We start from the raw sequence: 20,390 nt of genomic DNA on the forward strand, positions 1-20,390 counted from the left end.
CAAAGGCAGCTACGACTTCCGCACCATCGACCAGACCGGCCTGGACGAGGTCGCCCACGAACTGAACACCCGACCCCGCCAAACGCTGGGCTGGGCCACCCCAGCCCAGCGACTAGCCGAACTCATCACGCCCTAACAATTGCACTCACCACTTGACGCCACCCCGATCAGGCGGGCGACAACGTCATGATCAACCGTTTGGGACGGGTGGCCGGGGCGGCGGGTGGGGGAGTTACAGGTCCAGGAGGAGGGTGCGGGGGCCGACGTTGACGCTCTCCACCAGCATGTGCGCGCGGAACCGGCCGGTCTCCACCTTGGCGCCGCGTTCCCGCAGCGCCTCGACGACCGCCGTCACGAGCGGTTCGGCGACCTCCGCGGGGGCCGCGGCCGTCCAACTGGGGCGGCGGCCCTTGCGGGCGTCGCCGTAGAGGGTGAACTGGCTCACCACCAGGATCGGCGCCCCCGTGTCGGCCGCCGACCGCTCCTCGTCGAGGATGCGCAGCTCGTGCACCTTGCGCGCCATCGTCCGGGCGGTCTCGACCGTGTCGCCGTGGGTGACCCCAAGCAGGACGAGCAGGCCGTCGTCGATCGCGCCGACCACCTCGCCGTCGACCGTCACGCTGGCCCGGCCGACCGTCTGCACCACGGCCCGCATCAGCGCACCTCCCGTTCCGCCCGGACGTCCCGCCGCCCGCCTCCGCGGAGCCGCATCAGTCCATCACCGGCTCGATGATGCCGCGCTCCACGAGATGCGCCACGATCGGCCCCGCCGCCTCGGCCAGCTCGTCGACCGCCACGTCGTGCGCCGCCGCGAGCAGGGCGAGCTGGTCGCGCAGGGGCAACCGCCCGTCGCAGCCACCGACGAGCGCCAGCACCAGGGGGTCGATCTCCTCGGTCCAGCGCAGTCCGCGGGGCATGGCGAGCACCTGCCGGTCCACCGCCCAGCCCTCGTCGCCCATGGTCGCCTCCTGCCGCAGCTGGAGCCCCTCGGCGGCCCGGTAGCGCTCGGCGAGCAGCGCGTCGGCGTCGCGTACGCGCAGGAAGTCCTGGCGGTCGAACCAGGCGGCGATCCGGTCGCCCATCGGCGGCTCCACGCGTTGCCGCAGCTCCTCGACCCGGACGACGGGGTCGGCGTGCCCGGCGCGGCGCAGCGTGACGATGCCGAACCCGATCGCCTCCACCTTGTGCGCGTCGAACCAGTCGAGCCACTCGGCCATCCGCCGGGGGTCGGCCGTCTCGCCGACGTCGGTCAGCCACAGGTTGACGTACGCCATGGGGTCGGCCACCTCGCGCTGGATCACCCAGGCGTCCAGGCCGGTGCCGGCGAACCACCCGGCCACCCGCTCGTCCCACTCCTCGCCGGCGACGTGCACCCAGTTCGCCAGGTACTGCATGGTGCCGCCCTCGGTGAGCAGGTCCGGCGCGGCGGCGGCCAGTTCGGAGCCCATCGTGTCGCCGACCCGGCCCGAGTCCCGGTAGACGTGCGTCGTGGTGCCGGGGCCGACCACGAACGGGGGGTTGCTCACCACGAGGTCGAACCGGCGTCCGGCCACCGGCGTCACCATGTCGCCCTGGAGCAGCTCCCAGTGCTGGCCGTTGAGGGCGGCCGTGGTGGCGGCGAAGCGCAGCGCCCGGGGGGAGACGTCGGTGGCGGTCACCGAACGGGCGTGTGTGGACAGGTGCAGGGCCTGCACGCCGGAGCCGGTCCCCAGGTCCAGGGCGGTGGCGACCGGACGCCGGATGGTCGCGCCGATCAGCGTCTGGGTCGCCCCGCCGATGCCCAGCACGTGCTCGGCGTGCAGCGGGCGCCCCGGGCGGGCGCTGGCCGGCACGTCGGCGAGCACCCACCACTCGTCGCCGTACGGCTCCAGGTCCACGCCGGCGCGCAGCCCGTCGCCGTGCCGCTCGACCAGCCCGCCCGCGAGCGCCTCGGTCACGTCCAGCGGCGCGAGTGCGGCGGCCACCACGTCCTCGGGCTCGGTCTGGTCGCAGATGAAGACGCGGATCAGCGTGGCGAGTGGGTCGCGGTCCTCGGTCGCGCGCAGGGCGGCGCGGTAGTCGTTGCGGGCCACCCCGCCGGTCGCCTGCGGCCCGAGCCGGTCGGCGATGCCGTTGGAGGTGAACCGGGCTCGGGTGAGCGCGGTGCGGAGCGCCTCGACCCCGGCGGGGGAGAGCAGCATGTCGTGTTCGGCCACGTCGCCATCCTGCCTCGTGCCGCCGCGGCGGACGGGCCCACCCGTGACATCCGTACCGGCGGGGATATCAATAGAGAGTTATCTCTTTCAAGTTCATCGATGTGATGGCTACCATCTCCTCCACCATCCGTCGAGGGTGCGACCGTACGGCCGACCGGCCGGGGCGGCGCACCGTAGGGAGGCACACGATGCCAGCAGGGTCCGTTCCGCGGCGGCGTCTTCTCCGGACGCTCGCCGTCGCCGCCGGCGCGGCGGCCGTCGTCGCGGCCGTCACCACCCCCGCCACGGCGGCGCCCACCGGGGAGATCCGCGGCGCCTCGGCGCCGAACGCGATCAGCGGAAGCTACCTGGTCGTCCTGAAGGGTGACGCGGTCGGCGCCGCGGGCACCGCCACCGCCCGCGCCGCCGTGCCCGAGCGCGCCGGCGCGCTGGCCAAGCGGTACGGCGGCACCGTCGGCGACGTCTACAGCGCCGCGCTGACCGGCTTCAGCGTCCGGATGAGCGACGCGCAGGCCCGCCGCCTGGCCGCCGACCCGGCGGTGGCGTACGTGGAGCAGGACCAGGTGCTCACCGTCCAGGCCACGCAGACCAACCCGCCCTGGGGCCTGGACCGCATCGACCAGCGGACCCTGCCGCTGAGCGGCACCTTCACCTACCCGAACACGGCCTCCAACGTCCGGGCGTACATCATCGACACCGGCATCCGCACCACGCACACGCAGTTCGGTGGTCGCGCCACCTGGGGCACGAACACCGTGGACAGCAACAACACCGACTGCAACGGTCACGGCACCCACGTCGCCGGCACCGTGGGCGGCTCCACGTACGGGGTGGCCAAGCAGGTGCGGCTGGTCGCCGTGAAGGTGCTCAACTGCTCCGGCAGCGGCAGCACCACCAGCGTGGTGAACGGCGTGAACTGGGTCACCGCCAACGCGGTCCGGCCGGCGGTCGCGAACATGAGCCTCGGCGGCGGGGCCAGCACCGCCATCGACAACGCGGTGGCCAACTCGATCCGGGCGGGGATCACGTACGCGGTGGCGGCCGGCAACTCCAGCGCCAACGCCTGCAACTACTCGCCGGCCCGGACGCCCACGGCCATCACGGTCGGCTCCACCACCAACACCGACGCCCGCTCGTCGTTCTCCAACTACGGCTCCTGCGTGGACATCTTCGCGCCCGGCTCGGGCATCCTGTCCGCGTACCGGACCAGCGACACCGCCACCAGCACGCTGAGCGGCACCTCGATGGCCTCGCCGCACGTGGCCGGCGCCGCCGCGCTCCTGCTGTCGGCGAACCCGGGCCTGACCCCGGACCAGGTCAGCAGCTCGCTCACCAGCAACGCCACCACGGGCCGGGTCACCAACCCCGGCTCCGGCTCCCCGAACCGGTTGCTCTTCGTGGTCAACTGACGGCCGTGGCGGCCCGGCGGCGCCGCCGCCGGGCCGACCCACGCCCAACCGGCGGGCCGGTCGCGCACCGCCGGGCCGACCCACGCCCGCCCGGCGGGCGCCGACGTGGCCGGACCGGCGCGGCGCCCGGCGTGGGCCCGTTCCGCCACGGCGGGGCGGCTGTCTGGCAGCATGGCGCCATGGCGCTCACTCTCCCCATCGACCCGGCGGCGAACGACCTGCTCAACCGTGACGCGTTGGCCCGGGTCCTGGGCATGGTGCTCGACCAGCAGGTGCCGATGGAGAAGGCGTTCTCCTCGCCGTACGTGCTGGCGCAGCGGCTCGGGCACGACCTCGACGCCCGGGAACTGGCCGACTACGACCCGGAGGCGCTCGTCGCCCTGTTCGCCCAGCCGCCCGCCCTGCACCGGTTCCCGAAGGCGATGGCGGCCCGGGTGCAGGAGGTGTGCCGGGTGATCGTCGACCGGTACGACGGCGACGCCGCCCGGCTCTGGTCCGGCGTGACCGACGGCCGCGAACTGTTCGGCCGGATCGCCGAGCTGCCCGGCTTCGGCACGCAGAAGGCGCAGATCTTCCTCGCCCTGCTCGGCAAGCGCTTCGACGTCCGGCCCGAGGGCTGGCGGGAGGCGGCCGGCGGCTACGGCGACGCCGAGGCGTACCGCTCGGTGGCCGACGTCACCGACGCCGACTCCCTGCGGCGGGTGCGGGAGTACAAGCAGCAGATGAAGGCGGCCGCGAAGGCCCGGTCCACCCAGGGGTGACCCGCGGTGAGCCCGGCCCCGACCAGAGGGCCGGGCCGGGTCAGGCGGCGGTCGGGTGGGCCAGGGAGGCGAGCGCCCGGCGGACGTCGGCGAGCGACACGGTCGCCGAGTCGTCGAGATCGGCGAGGCCGGCCTCGATCCACTGCCGCATCAGCGTGGTGACCCCGATGCCCCGGGCCTCGGCCGCGGCGCGCACCCGCTCGTACGTCTCCAGGGGCAACCGCACCGACCGGCTCACCATCGGCACGTCGGTGTCGGGGGTCGGCAGCGGCGCCGCGGGGCTCTCGTCGATCAGCTCCGCGAGCCGGTCGTCGCCGCTGTGGAACTGCTTCATCGCGTCGTCACGGTGCATCGTCACCGCCTCCTCATCGGCGATCTCTCCGCACGGCCTCGTCGTAGCGCTTCGACTCGACGTCGCTCAGCTCGCGGGCGGAGAGGATGTCCCAGTCGTTGTCGGTGCCGTCGGCCTCGGCGAGCAGCACGGCCAGCCGGCGGCCCCGCCGGGCGGCGGCGTAGACGACCATCACGTCGTCGCCCAGGTGGCGGATGACCCGCCGGGCGCTGTGCAGCGCCTCCCAGACTTCCCCCGGCGTGACGTCGTAGACCTTCAGGTTGGCCAGCGCCTCGTCGGTGAAGCTGAACCTGCTGCCCACGGCGGCAGCGTACCACGCACGTAACACGAATGCCGACCGCGCGGAAACTCGCTGATCACGGTCCCGGAGTGACAGGATGAGGCGTAATCCCCTCGAGGAGGTCGTGGTGAAACGTCAGGCGTACCAACCGATCCTGATCACCGACGCCTCACGCAGCCAGGACGATCAGCTCACCAGTCGTCAGCGGCGGTACGTGCTGATGATGGGCATCCGGGTGGCCTGTCTGGTCGTCGGTGCGATCCTGGTCGGCGCGCAGGCCCCCATGCTCTGGCTCTGGCTCCCGCTCTGCGTCCTCGGCATGGTGCTCATCCCGTGGCTCGCCGTCCTGCTGGCCAACGACCGGCCGCCGAAGGAGGAGCACCGGTTGGCGAACCGGCTACGCCCGCAGCACCGGGACGAGACGCCGCCCATGAGCATCACCGCCGAGGAACGCCCCCACAAGGTCATAGACGCCGAACTCTGACCGCCTCCGCTCAGGGCGCCGGACGGGCGCCGAGGGTGGAGACCGCCACCGCGCCGAGGTCCCCGGCCCGGGCCAGCGCCGCGTCCGGCGTCGCGCCGGACAGCCAGGCGGTCAGCAGACCCGCCGCGAACGCGTCCCCCGCGCCGGTGACGTCCACCACCGCGACCCGCCGGGCCGGCGCCGAGGCGAGCGTCCCCGTCCGGTCCGCCCAGACCGCGCCCGCGGCGCCGCGCTTCACCACCACCCGGTGAGCCGCCGCCGACAGGGCCCGCGCCTGGGCGGCCGGCTCCAGGCCGCCGGCCAGCACGGTCGCCTCGTCGGCGTTCACCAGCAGCAGGTCGACGTCGCGTACCCAGGCCAGGAACGCCGCGGCGCCGACGCGCCGCAGCGGGGCCGCGGACGCCGCGTCGACGCTCGTGGTGAGGCCGCGCCGGCGGGCGCCCGCCAGCGCCCGCAGGCCGGCGCCGCGCGACCCGGCGTCCAACAGGGTGTACGCGGACAGGTGCAGATGCCCCGCGTCGGGCACCGCCGCGAGGGCGTGCTCGACGTGTGCCACGCCCAGCCGCAGGTTCGCCCCGCGCTGGCTCACCATCGTCCGCTCCCCGTCGGTGGCCAGCACGATGACCGTGCCGGTCGGGGCGCCCTCGACGCGTTCGACCGCGCAGTCGACGCCCGCGGCCTCCAGCTCGGCCACCCGGTCGCGCCCTTCCGGGTCGTCGCCGACGGCCGCGACCAGGGTGACGGGCGCGCCCTGGGCGGCCAGCCAGGCGGCCGTGTTGGCCGCCTGACCGCCGCCGCTCACGCGGATCTGGGCGGGGGTGTCCGAGCCGGTGGCCAGCGGCCCGGAGAGCGCGGCGACGACGTCGGTGATCACGTCGCCGACGACGACGATCCGGGGGAGGGGGCTCATTCGGGGGAGTCGGCCCGGCGGGCGGCGGCGGCCACCGCGATCCGCGCGGCCAGGTCGGCGTTGCGCAGGATGATCCGTACGTTGACCGCGAGGCTGGCGCCCTCGGTGGCCGAGTGGAAGTGGGCCAGCAGGAACGGCGTCACCGCCTTGCCGGTCACCCCGTCGCGCTGGAGCAGGGCCAGGCCGTCGGCGAGCGTGCGGTCGTGCAGCTCGGGGTCGAGCTGCTCGTCGACCGGGAGCGGGTTCGCCACCACCAGGCCGCCGCCGTGCAGGCCGTGCTGCTCCCGGGCGGCGAGCACGTCGGCCACCTGCTCCGGGGAGTCCACCGACCAGTCGAGGTCGAAGCCGCCGTCGGTGAGGTAGAAGCCGGGGAAGCGGCGGGTGCGGTAGCCCACCACGCTCACGCCGAGCGTCTCCAGGCGTTCCAGCGTGGCGCCCACGTCGAGGATCGACTTGACGCCCGCGCAGACCACGGCGATCGGGGTGCGGGCCAGGGTCGTGAGGTCCGCCGACTCGTCGAACGTCTGCGCCGCCTCCCGGTGCACCCCACCGAGACCGCCGGTCGCGAACACCCCGATCCCCGCCGCGGCGGCCACCGCGCTGGTCGCCGCCACGGTCGTGGCGCCGTCGGCGCCGGTCGCCGCGGCGACGGCGAGGTCGCGGACGGAGAGCTTGGCCACCCCGTCGACGGTGGCGAGCCGGGTGAGCTGGGCGTCGTCGAGCCCGACCACCAGTTCGCCGCCGACCATGCCGATGGTGGCCGGCACGGCGCCGGCGTCGCGGACCGTCGCCTCGATCCGGCGGGCCACCCGCAGGTTCTCCGGTCGCGGAAGACCGTGCGAGACGATGGTGCTCTCCAGGGCCACGACGGGACGCCCGTCGCGCAGGGCGTCGGCCACCTCGGCGCCGTAACGGATGTGAAAGTTGGTCACGGTGATCACCGTACGGCCCGCCCCGGATCGGGGTGAAGTGGACCGCACCGCGGTGAGCTGCCAAACTTGTCGGTCGGAGGTGCAGACGTGAGTACTCAGGTTCTCGAGCGTCCCGAGCTGAAGGACGCCGACACCGGTCCAGAGATGTTCCACTACGTCCGCAAGGACAAGATCGCCGAAAGTGCCGTGATGGGCACATTCGTCGTCGCGCTCTGCGGCGAGACCTTTCCGGTGACCAAGGCCGCGAAGCCGGGTTCGCCGGTGTGCCCGAAGTGCAAGGAGATCTACGACTCCTGGGACGACTGAACCAGGGCAGCCGTCCGGGTCCCCCGCGTAGCCTTCGGCGGTGACCACCTCCACCGCCCTGCTCATCGCGGACCTCGTCGGTGTCGCGGTCTTCGCCGCCTCGGGCGCCTCCGCCGCGGTGGCCAAACGCCTCGACCTCTTCGGCGTCGTCTTCGTGGGGTTCGTGGCCGCCCTGGGCGGTGGCATCTTCCGTGACCTCGTCGTCGACGAGGTGCCGCCGCTGGCCTTCGCCGACTGGCGCTATGCCACCGCGGCGGCCCTCACCGCCGCCGCGGTCTTCTGGCTGCACCCCCAGCTCGCCCGGCTGCGGACCACCGTGCTCGTGCTGGACGCGGCCGGGCTGGCGCTCTTCACCGTCACCGGCACGCTCAAGGCGCTCGACGCGCACGTCCCGCCGTTCGGGGCCTGCGTGATCGGCATGCTCAGCGGCATCGGCGGAGGGCTGGGCCGCGACCTGCTCACCGGGGAGATCCCGGTGGTGCTGCGCCGGGAGATCTACGCGGTGGCCGCGTTCGCCGGGGCGGTCATGGTGGCGGTGCTGCACGGCGCCGGGCAGGTCGGCCCGCTGCCGCTGGCCGTGGCGGCGGTGCTGATCTTCGTACTGCGGCTGGTGGCGCTGCGCCGGCGCTGGGCGGTGCCGGTGGCCACGCTGCGACCGCCACGCACCGGCGACCCGGGAGCCGGGCCGCGATGGTGACGATGGCAACGCTGTGCCGCACGTGACCGTGGCGTCGCCTGTGGCCGGCGGTCCCGCTGGTTATGCTGAGTCGGCCTTCGCGGCATCTTCTGCGCGGAGGCGTTTTCATGGGCGGTGCGGCCCGGTGGCCCTTCGCACCGGGTCCGCCTTCGTGCGGTCGGAGAGGAGCCTTCGCGTGGCAGCCCCGTTGCCGGCGATCGAGACGTTTCCGGCACTACGCGCCTGGCAGCGCAAGGCGCTGGTGGAGTACCTGCGCCGGCGCTCCGAGGACTTCATGGCGGTGGCCACCCCCGGCGCCGGTAAGACCACCTTCGCGTTGCGGATCGCCGCCGAGCTGCTCGTCGACCGCACGGTCGACGCCGTCACGGTGGTCGCCCCGACCGAGCACCTGAAGAAGCAGTGGGCGCAGGCCGCCGCCCGGGTCGGCATCCAGCTCGACGCGGCGTTCCGCAACGCCGACGTGCACTCGTCGGCCGACTTCCACGGCGCCGTGGTCACGTACGCCCAGGTCGGCATGGCCCCGCAGGTGCACCGCCGGCGCACCATGACCCGGCGCACCCTCGTCATCCTCGACGAGATCCACCACGCGGGCGACTCCCGATCCTGGGGCGACGGGGTGAAGTCGGCCTTCGAGCCCGCCGTACGGCGCCTCATGCTCACCGGCACCCCGTTCCGCTCCGACGACAACCCGATCCCGTTCGTGACCTACGAGCGGGGCGAGGACGGGCTGCTGCGGTCGCGCGCCGACTCCGTCTACGGCTACTCCGAGGCGCTGCGCGACGGCGTGGTCCGGCCGGTGCTCTTCCTCGCGTACTCCGGGGAGACCCGCTGGCGGACGAACGCCGGCGAGGAACTCGCGGCCCGGCTCGGCGAGCCGATGACCCAGGACCTGATCGCGCAGGCCTGGCGGACCGCCCTGGACCCGGCCGGCGACTGGATGCCGCAGGTCCTGCGGGCCGCGGACGCCCGGCTCACCGTGCTGCGCAACGCGGGCATGCCCGACGCCGGCGGGCTGGTGATCGCCAGCGACCAGCAGGCCGCCCGCGCGTACGCCAAGCTCATCGAGCAGGTGACGGGCGAGAGGGCGGCCGTGGTGCTCTCCGACGACGCGGGCGCCTCCGCGCGCATCGCCACGTTCGCGGCGTCCGAGCAGCGGTGGCTGGTCGCCGTGCGGATGGTCTCGGAGGGGGTGGACATCCCCCGCCTCGCCGTGGGCGTGTACGCCACCAGCGCGAGCACCCCGCTCTACTTCGCCCAGGCGATCGGGCGGTTCGTCCGGGCCCGCCGCCCCGGGGAGACGGCCTCGGTCTTCCTGCCCAGCGTGCCGCACCTGCTGGGCCTGGCGAGCGAGATGGAGGCCGCCCGCGACCACGTGCTCGGCAAGCCGAAGGAGCGCGAGGGCTTCGACGACGACCTGCTCGAACGGGCCCAGCGCGACGACCAGGCCAGCGGTGAACTGGAGAAGAGGTTCGCGGCGCTCTCCGCCACGGCGGAGCTGGACCAGGTGATCTTCGACGGCGCCTCGTTCGGCACCGCGGCCCAGGCCGGTACGCCGGAGGAGGAGGAGTACCTGGGCCTGCCCGGCCTGCTCACCGCCGACCAGGTCGCCATGCTGCTGTCGAAGCGGCAGGCCGAGCAACTGGCCGCCCAGCGCCGTAGGGCGGCCGCCAAACCGGCCGAGAGCGCCCGTGACGCGGCGGCCGCGCCGCCGGCGCCGATGAGTGCCGCCCAGCGGCGGGTGGCGCTCCGGCGGCAGCTGAACGCGCTCGTGGCCGCCCGGCACCACCGTACGGGCCAGCCGCACGGCAAGATCCACGCCGAGCTGCGCCGGCTGTGCGGCGGGCCGCCGAGCGCGCAGGCCACCATCGAGCAGCTCGAGGAGCGCATCGCCACGGTGCAGACCCTCTGACGGGTGGTCCCGGCCGGGCCGGTCGGCGTGTGGAGACCGGTCCCGGGAGCCGACGCGGACCTCCTGGTCACGCCGGACGGGATGGGAAGCACGGGAGGACGACGAAGCCGGCCGGGGCCCTTTCGGGGCCCCGGCCGGCTTCGTCGTTATGTGTGGTTACGGGTTTCAGTTCGCCATCAGATCGGCGCCACGCCAGGTGAACTCGGGATCCGTCGCGTACCGCACCGTGATCTTCACGAGATCCTCGGCGTACTTGTTCGCGTGGTGCCCACAGAACACCAGCTCGCCCCCGCCGGCCAGAGTGATGCGGAGCTTGCCGGCAGCATTGCAGCGGTCGCACCGTTCATCGGCGGCCGGGGGGCTCACCGTCTCGGGCGGCGGCGTGAGGGTCGGGGTCATCGCCTTCCTCCTCTGGTCGTCACCGATGAACAATCTCTTCGGTCGTTGCTCACCTATCCTGCAACATCCTTGTCGCGCCTGGCCTTCCCTGTGTGCCCGCGGGGGACCGAGGTCACACATGACAGGCACAGTGTGCCGTGCCCCAAGGGTGCCACGTCAACGATCACAATCGTGCAACCGGCGGATCACCATCAGGTGTTGCACAGCTGGTGATCAAAACGACACGCCGGGTTGACGATTGAGGGTCAGTCCAGGTAATCCCGGAGGACCTGCGACCGCGACGGGTGGCGGAGCTTGGACATGGTCTTCGACTCGATCTGCCGGATCCGCTCCCGGGTCACCCCGTAGACCTGGCCGATCTCGTCCAGCGTGCGCGGCTGGCCGTCGGTGAGGCCGAAGCGCAGGCGTACCACACCCGCCTCACGCTCGGAGAGCGTCTGGAGCACCTGCTGGAGCTGGTCCTGCAGCAGGGAGAACGAGACCGCGTCGACCGCGACCACGGCCTCCGAGTCCTCGATGAAGTCACCGAGCTGGCTGTCACCCTCGTCGCCGATGGTCTGGTCCAGCGAGATGGGCTCCCGGGCGTACTGCTGGATCTCCAGCACCTTCTCCGGTGTGATGTCCATCTCCTTGGCCAGCTCCTCCGGGGTGGGCTCGCGGCCCAGGTCCTGGAGAAGCTCACGCTGGATCCGGCCGAGCTTGTTGATCACCTCGACCATGTGCACCGGGATGCGGATGGTGCGGGCCTGGTCGGCCATGGCGCGGGTGATGGCTTGGCGGATCCACCAGGTGGCGTACGTGGAGAACTTGTAGCCCTTGGTGTAGTCGAACTTCTCGACGGCGCGGATGAGGCCGAGGTTTCCCTCCTGGATCAGGTCGAGGAAGGCCATGCCGCGCCCGGTGTAGCGCTTCGCGAGCGAGACGACCAGCCGCAGGTTGGCCTCGAGCAGGTGGTTCTTGGCCCGCTCGCCGTCGCGCGAGATCCAGAGGAGGTCGCGCTCCATCTCGCGGCTGAGCTTCTCCTCACCCTCCTCGGCGGCGCGCAGCCGCTCGGCGGCGTAGAGCCCGGCCTCGATCCGCTTGGCGAGCTCCACCTCCTGCTCGGCGTTGAGGAGGGGAACCTTGCCGATCTGCTTCAGGTACGCCCGGACGGAGTCGGCGGAGGCGGTCAGCTCGGCGTCGCGCCGGGCCTGCTTGAGGGCCTCGGACTCCTCGTCGTCCCACTCGAAGTCGTTGTCGCTGGCGGAGTTCGCCGCGTCGGCCTCGGCGGCCTGGGTGAGCTCGGCCGGCTCGTCGACGACCACGTCCTCGATCTCGGCGGCGAGGTCCTCCGGATCGATGTCGCCCTCGGCCTCGTCACCCTTGGCCTTCGCGGGCGCGGCCTTGGCCTTGCCGGCCGCCGCGACGGTCGCCTTGGTGGCCTTCGTGGCCTTGGTCGCCTTGGCCGGGGCCGCGGCCTTGGCCACCTCGGCGGTGGTGCCGGCGCTCTTGCGCGCGGCGGCCTTCCGCGGGGCGGGGGCCGGCGCCTCGTCGGCGGCGGGCGCCTGCTTCGGCGCCGGGGCGGCGGCCTTCTTGGTGGTCTTGGCGGTGGTGGCCCGGGACGCCGGGGTGGCGGAGCGGGCGGCGGCGACCCGGCGGCGGGTGCTGGCCGATCCGTCCACGACCACGGTCACTCCCGCCTCGGAGAGCGCCCGCAGGATCTTCTTGGCCTGGGCCGGAGTCACCTCGGCGGACTCGACGGTGCGCGCGAGCTGGGCCGACGTCAGCTGGCCGCCGGCGCTCTGCGCGTGGGCGATCAGGGTGTCGGTGAGCGAGCGTACGTCGGCGCCGGTCTGGCGGGGTTCTGTCACGAATGACCTTCCGGAGGCGAAGAGCGAGCACGGCCGGGTCGTCCGGCGCAGCAGGGGCCACCGCGCCGGGCGATGTGGTTGAGGAACCCCCGTGTCCCGGGCCGGCCGGTCACCGGGCGGTCCGTGGCGCGTGGGCAGGGGTGAATTGTAACGCCGTCTGCGGCGATCATCCTGCGCCGCACGGCGTATCGGGTTGCCGGGACCGCCGATTCGACGCAGATGTGGACTTTGTAAGGATGATACCCGCGCGTGAGCCGGAACGTCCCGGTCGTGCGGGAAGGGGACGAGGGGATGCAGGGTACGGCGCCGTCACCACGGGAACTGCTGGAGATCGCGGTCGAGGTGGCCCGCGACGCCGCCGCGACGGCGCACCGGATGCGGGCCGAGGGCGTCTCGGTGGCCGCGACCAAGAGCACGGTCACCGACGTGGTGACCGCCGCCGACCGGGCGGTGGAACGGCAGGTCCTCGACACGCTGCGCCGGCTGCGGCCCGCCGACGCCGTGCTGGGCGAGGAGTACGGGGCGGGCGCCACGGAGGCGGGGCCCGGCGGCGTGCGGTGGATCGTCGACCCGATCGACGGCACCGTCAACTACCTCTACGGGCTGCCGTACTGCGCCGTCTCGCTCGCCGCCGAGGTCGACGGGCAGGTGGTCGCCGGGGTCGTGCGCAACGTGGTCACCGGCGAGGAGTGGACGGCGACCGCCGGCGGCGGCGCGTGGCGTGACGGCGAGCGGCTGCGCTGCTCCACCGAGACCGACCTGGGCCAGACGCTCGTCGCCACCGGCTTCGGCTACGACCCCAAGCGCCGGGCGCACCAGGCGCGGGTGGTGGCCGAACTGATCCCGCACGTCCGCGACATCCGCCGCTTCGGTGCCGCCTCGCTGGACCTCTGTCTGACCGCGGAGGGCCGGTTCGACGCCTACTACGAGAAGGGGCTCAACGCCTGGGACCACGCGGCCGGCGGACTGGTCGCCACCGAGGCCGGGCTCCGGGTGGCCGGGCTCGGCGGCCGCCCGCCCGGGCCGGACCTGGTGATCGCGGCCCCGCCGGCGCTCTTCGCGCCGCTGCACGACCGGCTCGCCGACCTGGACGCCTCCGGCGGCCCGTGACCCCGCTGCGCGGCGCGGCTGCCGGCGCCCGCCGTGGACGGGCCGGTGCGGGACGGGCGGCGGGGCGCGCTACTGGTCGACGGGGGCGGGGCAGGTGCCGGGGGGCGCCTCCGGCGAGCCGAGGTCGCCGAGGGACTGGTTCACCTCGGTGGTGGTGGCCAACTGCTGGAAGGCGCCGCCGAGCACCACGTCGACGGTGTCGTCCTTGCGCTCGACCTGGAAAACCAGCTTGGCGTTGTCCAGGAAGTACGCGCGCAGCAGGTGGGCCGAGCCGACGCCCTTCGGGCCGTACCGCAGCACCGCGATGTTCTCGATCGGGTTCTTCTCGCTGGCGACCTTCTTCACCTGGAACTGCCGGTTGGTGAACTCGTCGGCGACCTGGCGGGCGAGGCCGGGCTGGTCCGTGCCGTTGAGCACGTTGATCTTCACGTCCTTGCGCTCGCGGAGCGTGACGTCGGCGAGCGGCCAGCCCTCCGGGCAGCCCTTGGCGCCGCCCGCGTTGCTCTGTGTGTCGCGTACCAGCGCGACCACGACGAAGACCATGGCGAGGACCGCCAGCAGACCGACGACAACGAGTGCCCGCACTCGCGCAAAACTCATCTGGGCGCTCCCCGGACTCCAGGTGGGTGGCGGCGGCCGCCGGCGTCCGCGCCGCCCGCCGGCCGTCGGGTACGCCGCTGAGGTTAACGGTTGTCCGACCGTCGCGTGGAAACAGCCGGACATGCCGGCGCGCCATCGGTGAACCGGGTACTACTACCCCTATCTTCGTGTCGCCTGAGTCACATTGGGAACAACTTGCCGTGCGGGGGCGTACATCTCTGCCACGAGGGCGGTATACATGCCTCGCCCGAAGGGGGGGTAAGGTACCGCGCTCGCTGGGGGAGTTTCCTGGCGGGCCCGACCGGCGGGTGTTGTCGGGTCGGGTGACCGACACAACGGGTGGCCGGCCAGCGGAACCGAAACAGCGTCGTCCGGCGTTACAACCGTACGACCACATCGATATGGGAGAGTGAAACCGATGGCCACCGACTACGACGCTCCGCGTCGCGACGAGGTCGACCTCGGCGAGGACAGCCTGGAAGAGCTCAAGGCCCGGCGGGTCGACTCACAGTCGGGCGCCGTGGACGTCGACGAGGCCGAGGTGGCCGAGAGCTTCGAGCTGCCCGGCGCCGACCTGGCCGACGAGGAGCTCACCGTCAAGGTGCTGCCCATGCAGCAGGACGAGTTCCGCTGCGCCCGCTGCTTCCTGGTGCACCACCGCAGCCAGCTGGCGGTCGAGCGCAACGGCGAGCTGATCTGTCGCGAGTGCGTCTGACCTCGGTCCACCCCAGCGGCGGCCTCCCGATCGGGGCCGCCGCTGTCGGCGTCGCCATGCGGCGCTGGTGTGGAACTGCTTGACTCGCAACGGGGGGCGAGTCGGCGATCCGGGAGGACGAGGGCATGGGCGAGCGAGGCGACGCGTCGGAGGAGCTCGGCGCCACCGTGGCGGCGCTGACGGCCGACGACCTCGCTCCGAAACGTCGCCGTCAGCTGCTCGGCCGGCTCGTGGGGCAGGCCCGGGCGCGCGGGCTGGGTGACCTCTTCAAGCCCCGGGCCGCCGTCCGCTGGATGGTGGACACGGTCGCCGAGATCGCGCCGCACGTGCCGGTCCGCGACCTCGCCACCCTGCGGCGGCACTTCGAGGGGCTGGACGACGAGGCCCTCGCCGAGCGGCTGGTCCGCAACGCCGCCCGGGCGACGGCCGGGGTGGGCGCGGCCGGGGGCGGCGTCGCCGCCGTCGAGTGGGCCGCCACCCCGACCCTGCTGTCCGCCCCGGTGCTGCTGGCGGCCGAGACGATCGCCGTCGTGGCGGTGGAACTGAAGCTCATCGGCGAGCTGCACGAGGTGTACGGCGTCCCGCTGCCCGAGGGCCGCGGCCAGCGCGCCGTCGCGCTGGTGCACGGCTGGGCCACCCAGCGCGGCGTGAACCCGATGATGCCGGGCGCCGGCATCGGCGCGGTGCTCGGCACGGCCGCCCGCCGCGAGCTGCGGGACACCCTGCTGCGCCGTTTCGGCCGCAACCTCACCACGTTGGGGCCGTTCCTGACCGGGGCCGCCGTCGCGAGCTACCTCAACCGCCGGGCCACCCGGGCACTCGGCGACCAGGTCCGCGACGACCTGCGGCGCAAGCGCCGGGCGCTGCCCGGTCTGCCACCACGGTCACTGCCCGACGCGCCCTGACGCGCGCGGCGACGGTCAGCGGGCGGCGTCGCGGGCGGCCAGGATCGCCTCGGCCAGCTCGACGGGGCGGCGGGTGCTCACCACCCAGAACGGGGTGGGGTCGGCGGGATCGTCCAGCACCACCTGCACGGCGCCGCTGATCCACGGACGCTGCACCACGAACGCCAGCGGGTCGGCGCCGACACCGAGCACCTCGCGCCGCCCGGCGGCGTCCAGCGGGACCACGTCGGCGACGTACCGCACCGGGAGCCGGGCGTCGTCGACGAGCAGCTCGCCGTCGCGGACCGCGACCCGGATCCGGCCCAGCCACCACAGCCCCGCCGCGGCGGACGGCAGCAGCACCGCGAACGGCAGCCAGGAGCGCAGCCCCGGCGCGCCCATCCACAGCTCGGCGGCGAGCAGGCCGGCGGCCGCCAGCCCGGCCAGCCACAGCCACCAGGACAGGCCGAGGCGCTCGGCGTACGCCGGGCGGGCCGCAATGGGGGGCGCGGACGAGGGCGAGGACGGCGACAGGCTCACAGTCCGAGGGTACGGCGGACGGCGGGCCGGGTACCCGGCAGGATGGCAGGGTCACCGCCGTACCGGACGGAAGAGGGGAACCGTGACCGACGTCGTACCCGTGCCCGTACGGCAGCTCGATCCCGAGCTGCCGCTCCCGGCGTACGCCCATCCGGGCGACGCGGGGGCCGACCTGATGGCCGCCACGGACGTGGAGCTGCCGCCCGGCGGGCGCGCCCTGGTACCCACCGGGGTGGCGGTCGCCCTGCCGGAGGGGTACGTGGGCCTGGTGCACCCCCGGTCGGGTCTCGCGGCCAGGCTCGGTGTGACGGTGCTCAACGCGCCCGGTACGGTCGACGCCGGCTACCGGGGCGAGATCCTGGTGAACCTGATCAATCATGATCCGGTCGCTCCCGCCAAGATCTCCCGGGGCGACCGGATCGCCCAGCTCGTCGTCCAGCGGGTGGCGCGGGCCGAGTTCCAGCCGGTGGCCGAGCTGCCGCCGTCCCGGCGCGGGACGGGCGGGCACGGCTCCACCGGCGGGCACGCCGGTCTGGTGCCGCCGCCGGCCGACCCGCCGGGTGCCGACCGGCGCAGCGAAGAGGTGACAGGGTGAGCGTGAACAGCGGAGGGTGGACGCAGTGATCTTCTCCCGGAAGCGGGCCGCCGGGCGGCACGCCCGCGACGAGCGGACCACCGAGGTCCTCGACGACAACCAGGCCGAGGAGGCGAGCCCGCCGACCCTCACCCGCGGCCCGTACGACATCTCCGAGGCGCCGTCCGGGGTGACCCGGCTCGATCTCGGCAGCCTGCACATCCCCGCGGTCCCCGAGGTGGAGGTGCGGGTGCAGGCCGACCAGCAGGGCGTCATCCAGCAGGTGGTGCTGGTGCACGGGCAGAACGCCCTGCAGCTCGGCGTCTTCGCCGCGCCCCGGTCCGAGGGGATCTGGGACGAGGTGCGGGAGGAGATCCGCCAGTCGCTGTTCAACGACGGCGCGGCGGCCCAGGAGGTCGAGGGCGACTACGGCACCGAGCTGCGGGCCCGGGTGCGTACCCCCGACGGCACGACCGACCTCCGTTTCGTCGGCATCGACGGCCCTCGGTGGATGGTGCGCGGCGTCTACCAGGGCGCCGCGGCGGTCGACCCGGCGGCGGCCGGCCCGCTGGCCGCGTGCCTGGAGGGGCTCGTCGTCGACCGGGGCCAGGAGGCCAAGCCGGTGCGCGAGCCGCTGCCGCTGCGGTTGCCGCGGGAGATGGCCGACCAGGCCCGGCCGGAGCCGTCCCCGGACGGCGGGCGCCCGGCCGAGCCGCGGCAGGTCTGACCGCGGGTCACCGGACCGCCGGGACCGCTCCGGTCGGCGTACGCTGGCGGGACGGTCCCGGCGATGTCGGGGCCGGGCCAGCGCCGGCTCCGCCGGCCAGCGAGGAGAGGACGACGCGGAGGTCATGACCACCGACGAGAGCCGGGGGTCGCTGCGGCGGATCCTGCACCGGCTCACGGCGAGCGAGGCCGAGATCGAGGCGCAGGAGCTGCAACGGGAGAGCGCCGAGTGCGGCGGTGTCCCGGCGCGGCAGTGCTCCCGCGGGCAGGTGGTGTCGGTCAGCGGGCGGCTGCGCACGGTCGTCTACACCCCCCGCACGAACCTGCCCACCCTGGAGGCCGACCTCTACGACGGCAGCGACGTGGTGACGCTGGTCTGGCTGGGGCGGCGGCACATCGCCGGCATCGAGCCGGGCCGGCACCTGACCGCACGTGGCCGGATCGCCGTACGGGACGACCGCAAGGTCATTTACAACCCGTACTACGAGCTGGACCAGCCCAAGTGACCGCGCGGACGAACGGGAGCCGATGACCACCGGACAGCACCGGGCCGCCCAGCCGGAGATCGAGCCACCGGACGAGGAGCAGCTGCCCACCATCGCCGAGCAGGTGGCCGAGCAGCTCGGCGGCTTCCGCGGCCTGGCCGAGTCGAGCATCCCCGTGGTGGTCTTCGTGATCGCCAACATCATCGGCGAGCTGCGCCCCGCGGTGATCGCCTCGGTGGCCGTGGCGCTGCTGATCGCCGCCGTGCGGCTGGTCCAGCGCCGCCCGATCCGGCACGCGGTCAACGGCCTCTTCGGCATCGCCATCGGCGCGGCCATCGCCTGGCGGACCGGCGACGAGCGGGACTTCTACCTCCCCGGCATCCTCTACGGGGTCGGCTACGGGCTCGTCCTGCTGCTCTCGGCCGCCATCCGTCAGCCGCTCGTGGGGTGGCTCTGGTCGGTGCTGGTCGCCAAGGGACGCTCGGAGTGGCGGGACGACCCACGGCTGGTGCGCACGTTCACGGCGCTGACCGTGCTCTGGGGTGTCGTCTGGCTGGCCAAGGTCGGCGTGCAGGCCGGGCTGTACCTCGCCCACCAGGACACCGCGCTCGGCGTGGCCCGGCTGGTGCTCGGCTACCCGCCGTACGCCCTGCTGCTGCTCATCACCGTCTGGACGGTGCGCCGGGTCACCCGGGAGCCGGAGCCGGAGCCGCTGGCCGGCAGCTGACGCCCGGCGCGTCGGGCCGCCCGCCCGTGGCGCGGGCGGGCGGAAGCCGTGAACGTCAGCGCTCCTCGCGGGTGCGCTCCACGCTGTCCGGCCCGAGGACCACGGCCCGGACGGCGTCCTCCACCTCGGCGGTGCACACGAAGATCAGCTCGTCGCCGGCCTCGATCGGGTCGTCGGGGCTGGGCACCAGCACCCGCTTGCCACGGAGGATGGCCACGAGCGCCGAGTCCCGGGGCAGCGGCACCGCGTGGAGCGGCTGGCCGACGTACGGCGCGGTCGGCGGCAGGGTGATCTCCACGAGGTTCGCCTCGCCCTGCCGGAAGGTCATCAGCCGGACCAGGTCGCCGACCGTCACCGCCTCCTCGACCAGCGCGGCCATCACGCGCGGCTTGCTCACCGCCACGTCGACGCCCCACTGCTCGGTGAAGAGCCACTCGTTCTCCGCCCGGTTGACGCGGGCCACCACGCGGGGCACCGCGAACTCGGTCTTGGCGAGCAGCGACGCCACCAGGTTGACCTTGTCGTCGCCGGTGGCCGCCACGACCACGTCGCAGCCGGCGAGGTCGGCCTCCTCCAGGCTGGCCAGCTCGCACGCGTCGGCCAGCACCCAGTCGGCGTCGGGCACCCGGTCCGGCCGCAGCATCTTCGGCTGCCGCTCGATCAACATCACCTGGTGGCCGTTCTCGATCAGCTCCTGGGCGATCGAGCGCCCCACGTTGCCGGCGCCGGCGATGGCGACCCGCATGGCTAGTGCCCTCCTTCCGGCGGCGCCGACGCCACCGACGTGACCGTCGCCACGATGTCGTCGGTGACCAGCATGAAGACCTGGTCACCCTCCTGCACCACGGTGGACGTGGTGGGCAGCGTGCCGATACCGAAGCGGATCAGGTAGGCCACCCGTGCCCCGGCCGCCTCCTCCAGGGCGCGCACCGGCCGGCCGATCCAGTCCTTGTGCACGGGCACCTCGACGATCGACACGGTGCTGGTCGGGTCGCGGAAGATCTCCACGTTCCCCTCCGGCACCAGGTGCCGCAGCATCCGGTCGGCGGTCCACCGGACGGTCGCCACGGTGGGGATGCCGAGCCGCTCGTAGACCTGGGCCCGCCGCTGGTCGTAGATGCGGGCGGCGACCCGGGACACGCCGAACGTCTCGCGGGCCAGCCGGGCGGAGATGATGTTCGAGTTGTCGCCGCTGGAGACCGCGGCGAACGCGTCGGCCCGCTCGATGCCGGCCTGGCGCAGCACGTCACCGTCGAAACCGGCACCGGTCACCGTGATCCCGGCGAAGTCCGGGCCGAGCCGCCGGAAGGCGTCGGCGTCCTGGTCGATCACCGCCACCGAGTGCCCCCGGGACTCCAGGCTGTGGGCGAGGGTCGACCCGACCCGCCCGCAGCCCATGATCACGACATGCACGCTTCCCTCCCAAGGTGCGTACCCGTCCGCGCGGACCCGTCGGGTGCGAGCCTGCCACGTCCCCGCGGGGAACGAGGACCGACGGTACCGCGCCGGTGCGCGCGGCGATGATCGCCCACCCCGGCACCTCCG

Annotated in this window: 25 protein-coding genes and 1 pseudogene; 14 read left to right on the forward strand and 12 right to left on the reverse strand. The window is 73.7% G+C overall.

The window, feature by feature from the left end; all coding sequences use genetic code 11:
- A pseudogene (locus D7I43_RS29470) lies at positions 1–136 on the forward strand (IS30 family transposase); the annotation flags it as partial.
- Positions 137–232: 96 nt separating this feature from the next.
- Here the strand turns inward: D7I43_RS29470 and dtd are convergent.
- Positions 233–655: a D-aminoacyl-tRNA deacylase gene (dtd, locus tag D7I43_RS29475; RefSeq protein ID WP_120331858.1), complete on the reverse strand. Its 423-nt coding sequence runs from the start codon at positions 653–655 to the stop codon at positions 233–235.
- Positions 656–710: 55 nt separating this feature from the next.
- A complete protein-coding gene (locus D7I43_RS29480) occupies positions 711–2,195 on the reverse strand; it encodes a DUF7782 domain-containing protein (RefSeq protein ID WP_192902301.1) in 1,485 nt (494 codons plus the stop codon).
- 188 nt (positions 2,196–2,383) lie between these two features.
- On the opposite strand from D7I43_RS29480, the gene D7I43_RS29485 reads away from it, so the two are divergent.
- Together D7I43_RS29485 and D7I43_RS29490 are read left to right on the forward strand one after the other, a co-directional pair.
- Entirely contained in the window at positions 2,384–3,604 is a 1,221-nt protein-coding gene (locus tag D7I43_RS29485) for a S8 family peptidase (protein ID WP_120331859.1), read from the forward strand.
- A gap of 179 nt (positions 3,605–3,783) precedes the next feature.
- A complete protein-coding gene (locus D7I43_RS29490; RefSeq protein ID WP_120331860.1) occupies positions 3,784–4,365 on the forward strand; it encodes an HhH-GPD-type base excision DNA repair protein in 582 nt (193 codons plus the stop codon).
- Between the two features lie 40 nt (positions 4,366–4,405).
- On the opposite strand, the gene D7I43_RS29495 is transcribed toward D7I43_RS29490, so the two are convergent.
- Positions 4,406–4,717: a hypothetical protein gene (locus tag D7I43_RS29495; protein WP_120331861.1), complete on the reverse strand. Its 312-nt coding sequence runs from the start codon at positions 4,715–4,717 to the stop codon at positions 4,406–4,408.
- A 13-nt stretch (positions 4,718–4,730) separates the two neighbouring features.
- Positions 4,731–5,018, reverse strand: a complete 288-nt coding sequence (locus D7I43_RS29500) for a hypothetical protein (RefSeq protein ID WP_240033242.1) — start codon at positions 5,016–5,018, stop codon at positions 4,731–4,733.
- A 103-nt stretch (positions 5,019–5,121) separates the two neighbouring features.
- Here D7I43_RS29500 and D7I43_RS29505 point away from each other — a divergent pair, with 103 nt between their 5' ends.
- Positions 5,122–5,481 carry a DUF3099 domain-containing protein gene (locus tag D7I43_RS29505; RefSeq protein ID WP_192902303.1) on the forward strand — a complete coding sequence of 120 codons (360 nt, stop codon included), beginning with the start codon at positions 5,122–5,124 and terminating at the stop codon, positions 5,479–5,481.
- 10 nt (positions 5,482–5,491) lie between these two features.
- On the opposite strand, the gene D7I43_RS29510 is transcribed toward D7I43_RS29505, so the two are convergent.
- Complete coding sequence (locus D7I43_RS29510) at positions 5,492–6,391, reverse strand: carbohydrate kinase family protein (protein WP_120331864.1); 900 nt, start codon at positions 6,389–6,391, stop codon at positions 5,492–5,494.
- The gene (locus D7I43_RS29515) at positions 6,388–7,323 is read right to left on the reverse strand and encodes a pseudouridine-5'-phosphate glycosidase (RefSeq protein WP_120331888.1); all 936 of its coding nucleotides are present in this window, start codon (positions 7,321–7,323) and stop codon (positions 6,388–6,390) included. The genes D7I43_RS29510 and D7I43_RS29515 overlap by 4 nt, the downstream gene beginning before the upstream one ends.
- Before the next feature lie 87 nt (positions 7,324–7,410).
- Here D7I43_RS29515 and D7I43_RS29520 point away from each other — a divergent pair, with 87 nt between their 5' ends.
- From D7I43_RS29520 to D7I43_RS29530, 3 genes are all read left to right on the forward strand, one after another.
- Positions 7,411–7,629, forward strand: a complete 219-nt coding sequence (locus D7I43_RS29520; RefSeq protein ID WP_120331865.1) for a DUF3039 domain-containing protein — start codon at positions 7,411–7,413, stop codon at positions 7,627–7,629.
- 40 nt (positions 7,630–7,669) lie between these two features.
- The gene (locus D7I43_RS29525; protein WP_120331866.1) at positions 7,670–8,326 is read left to right on the forward strand and encodes a trimeric intracellular cation channel family protein; all 657 of its coding nucleotides are present in this window, start codon (positions 7,670–7,672) and stop codon (positions 8,324–8,326) included.
- Between the two features lie 175 nt (positions 8,327–8,501).
- On the forward strand, positions 8,502–10,235 hold the full coding sequence (locus D7I43_RS29530; protein WP_120331867.1) for a DEAD/DEAH box helicase: 1,734 nt from the start codon (positions 8,502–8,504) through the stop codon (positions 10,233–10,235).
- Positions 10,236–10,400: 165 nt separating this feature from the next.
- Here the strand turns inward: D7I43_RS29530 and D7I43_RS29535 are convergent, their stop codons facing one another.
- Both D7I43_RS29535 and D7I43_RS29540 read right to left on the reverse strand, forming a co-directional pair.
- A complete protein-coding gene (locus D7I43_RS29535; protein WP_120331868.1) occupies positions 10,401–10,634 on the reverse strand; it encodes a DUF7455 domain-containing protein in 234 nt (77 codons plus the stop codon).
- A gap of 245 nt (positions 10,635–10,879) precedes the next feature.
- Positions 10,880–12,484, reverse strand: a complete 1,605-nt coding sequence (locus D7I43_RS29540) for an RNA polymerase sigma factor (protein ID WP_120331869.1) — start codon at positions 12,482–12,484, stop codon at positions 10,880–10,882.
- 291 nt (positions 12,485–12,775) lie between these two features.
- Between D7I43_RS29540 and D7I43_RS29545 the strand changes: the two genes are divergently transcribed.
- A complete protein-coding gene (locus D7I43_RS29545) occupies positions 12,776–13,594 on the forward strand; it encodes an inositol monophosphatase family protein (protein ID WP_120331889.1) in 819 nt (272 codons plus the stop codon).
- A gap of 69 nt (positions 13,595–13,663) precedes the next feature.
- Here the strand turns inward: D7I43_RS29545 and D7I43_RS29550 are convergent, their stop codons facing one another.
- Positions 13,664–14,179 (reverse strand): LytR C-terminal domain-containing protein, encoded by a 516-nt coding sequence (locus tag D7I43_RS29550; protein ID WP_192902304.1) that lies wholly within the window; start codon positions 14,177–14,179, stop codon positions 13,664–13,666.
- Between the two features lie 433 nt (positions 14,180–14,612).
- On the opposite strand from D7I43_RS29550, the gene D7I43_RS29555 reads away from it, so the two are divergent.
- Both D7I43_RS29555 and D7I43_RS29560 read left to right on the forward strand, forming a co-directional pair.
- On the forward strand, positions 14,613–14,909 hold the full coding sequence (locus D7I43_RS29555) for a DUF4193 domain-containing protein (RefSeq protein ID WP_007075406.1): 297 nt from the start codon (positions 14,613–14,615) through the stop codon (positions 14,907–14,909).
- Positions 14,910–15,034: 125 nt separating this feature from the next.
- On the forward strand, positions 15,035–15,814 hold the full coding sequence (locus D7I43_RS29560; RefSeq protein ID WP_120331871.1) for a hypothetical protein: 780 nt from the start codon (positions 15,035–15,037) through the stop codon (positions 15,812–15,814).
- A 15-nt stretch (positions 15,815–15,829) separates the two neighbouring features.
- On the opposite strand, the gene D7I43_RS29565 is transcribed toward D7I43_RS29560, so the two are convergent.
- On the reverse strand, positions 15,830–16,327 hold the full coding sequence (locus tag D7I43_RS29565; RefSeq protein WP_120331890.1) for a DUF3093 domain-containing protein: 498 nt from the start codon (positions 16,325–16,327) through the stop codon (positions 15,830–15,832).
- 88 nt (positions 16,328–16,415) lie between these two features.
- Between D7I43_RS29565 and dut the strand changes: the two genes are divergently transcribed.
- From dut to D7I43_RS29585, 4 genes are all read left to right on the forward strand, one after another.
- On the forward strand, positions 16,416–16,928 hold the full coding sequence (gene dut, locus D7I43_RS29570) for a dUTP diphosphatase (protein WP_120331872.1): 513 nt from the start codon (positions 16,416–16,418) through the stop codon (positions 16,926–16,928).
- 25 nt (positions 16,929–16,953) lie between these two features.
- Positions 16,954–17,634 (forward strand): DUF3710 domain-containing protein, encoded by a 681-nt coding sequence (locus D7I43_RS29575; protein ID WP_120331873.1) that lies wholly within the window; start codon positions 16,954–16,956, stop codon positions 17,632–17,634.
- A 124-nt stretch (positions 17,635–17,758) separates the two neighbouring features.
- Positions 17,759–18,139, forward strand: a complete 381-nt coding sequence (locus tag D7I43_RS29580; RefSeq protein WP_120331874.1) for an OB-fold nucleic acid binding domain-containing protein — start codon at positions 17,759–17,761, stop codon at positions 18,137–18,139.
- Between the two features lie 22 nt (positions 18,140–18,161).
- Complete coding sequence (locus D7I43_RS29585) at positions 18,162–18,845, forward strand: DUF3159 domain-containing protein (protein WP_120331875.1); 684 nt, start codon at positions 18,162–18,164, stop codon at positions 18,843–18,845.
- Positions 18,846–18,900: 55 nt separating this feature from the next.
- Here the strand turns inward: D7I43_RS29585 and D7I43_RS29590 are convergent, their stop codons facing one another.
- Positions 18,901–19,590 carry a potassium channel family protein gene (locus D7I43_RS29590; protein WP_120331876.1) on the reverse strand — a complete coding sequence of 230 codons (690 nt, stop codon included), beginning with the start codon at positions 19,588–19,590 and terminating at the stop codon, positions 18,901–18,903.
- Positions 19,591–19,592: 2 nt separating this feature from the next.
- On the reverse strand, positions 19,593–20,258 hold the full coding sequence (locus D7I43_RS29595) for a potassium channel family protein (protein ID WP_120331877.1): 666 nt from the start codon (positions 20,256–20,258) through the stop codon (positions 19,593–19,595).
- Between the last annotated feature and the right edge of the window lie 132 nt (positions 20,259–20,390).

Origin of the sequence: Micromonospora globbae (assembly GCF_003610785.1) — a bacterium.
Taxonomy (GTDB): domain Bacteria; phylum Actinomycetota; class Actinomycetes; order Mycobacteriales; family Micromonosporaceae; genus Micromonospora; species Micromonospora globbae.

Bases quoted from the DNA above. Each gene is read 5' to 3' on its own strand.
- D7I43_RS29580 (WP_120331874.1), top strand. From the start codon at position 17,759: ATGACCACCGACGAGAGCCGGGGGTCGCTGCGGCGGATCCTGCACCGG.
- D7I43_RS29495 (WP_120331861.1), bottom strand. From the start codon at position 4,717: ATGCACCGTGACGACGCGATGAAGCAGTTCCACAGCGGCGACGACCGG.
- D7I43_RS29490 (WP_120331860.1), top strand. From the start codon at position 3,784: ATGGCGCTCACTCTCCCCATCGACCCGGCGGCGAACGACCTGCTCAAC.
- D7I43_RS29535 (WP_120331868.1), bottom strand. From the start codon at position 10,634: ATGACCCCGACCCTCACGCCGCCGCCCGAGACGGTGAGCCCCCCGGCC.
- D7I43_RS29555 (WP_007075406.1), top strand. From the start codon at position 14,613: ATGGCCACCGACTACGACGCTCCGCGTCGCGACGAGGTCGACCTCGGC.
- D7I43_RS29510 (WP_120331864.1), bottom strand. From the start codon at position 6,391: ATGAGCCCCCTCCCCCGGATCGTCGTCGTCGGCGACGTGATCACCGAC.
- D7I43_RS29590 (WP_120331876.1), bottom strand. From the start codon at position 19,590: ATGCGGGTCGCCATCGCCGGCGCCGGCAACGTGGGGCGCTCGATCGCC.
- D7I43_RS29485 (WP_120331859.1), top strand. From the start codon at position 2,384: ATGCCAGCAGGGTCCGTTCCGCGGCGGCGTCTTCTCCGGACGCTCGCC.
- D7I43_RS29545 (WP_120331889.1), top strand. From the start codon at position 12,776: ATGCAGGGTACGGCGCCGTCACCACGGGAACTGCTGGAGATCGCGGTC.
- D7I43_RS29560 (WP_120331871.1), top strand. From the start codon at position 15,035: ATGGGCGAGCGAGGCGACGCGTCGGAGGAGCTCGGCGCCACCGTGGCG.
- dtd (WP_120331858.1), bottom strand. From the start codon at position 655: ATGCGGGCCGTGGTGCAGACGGTCGGCCGGGCCAGCGTGACGGTCGAC.
- D7I43_RS29585 (WP_120331875.1), top strand. From the start codon at position 18,162: ATGACCACCGGACAGCACCGGGCCGCCCAGCCGGAGATCGAGCCACCG.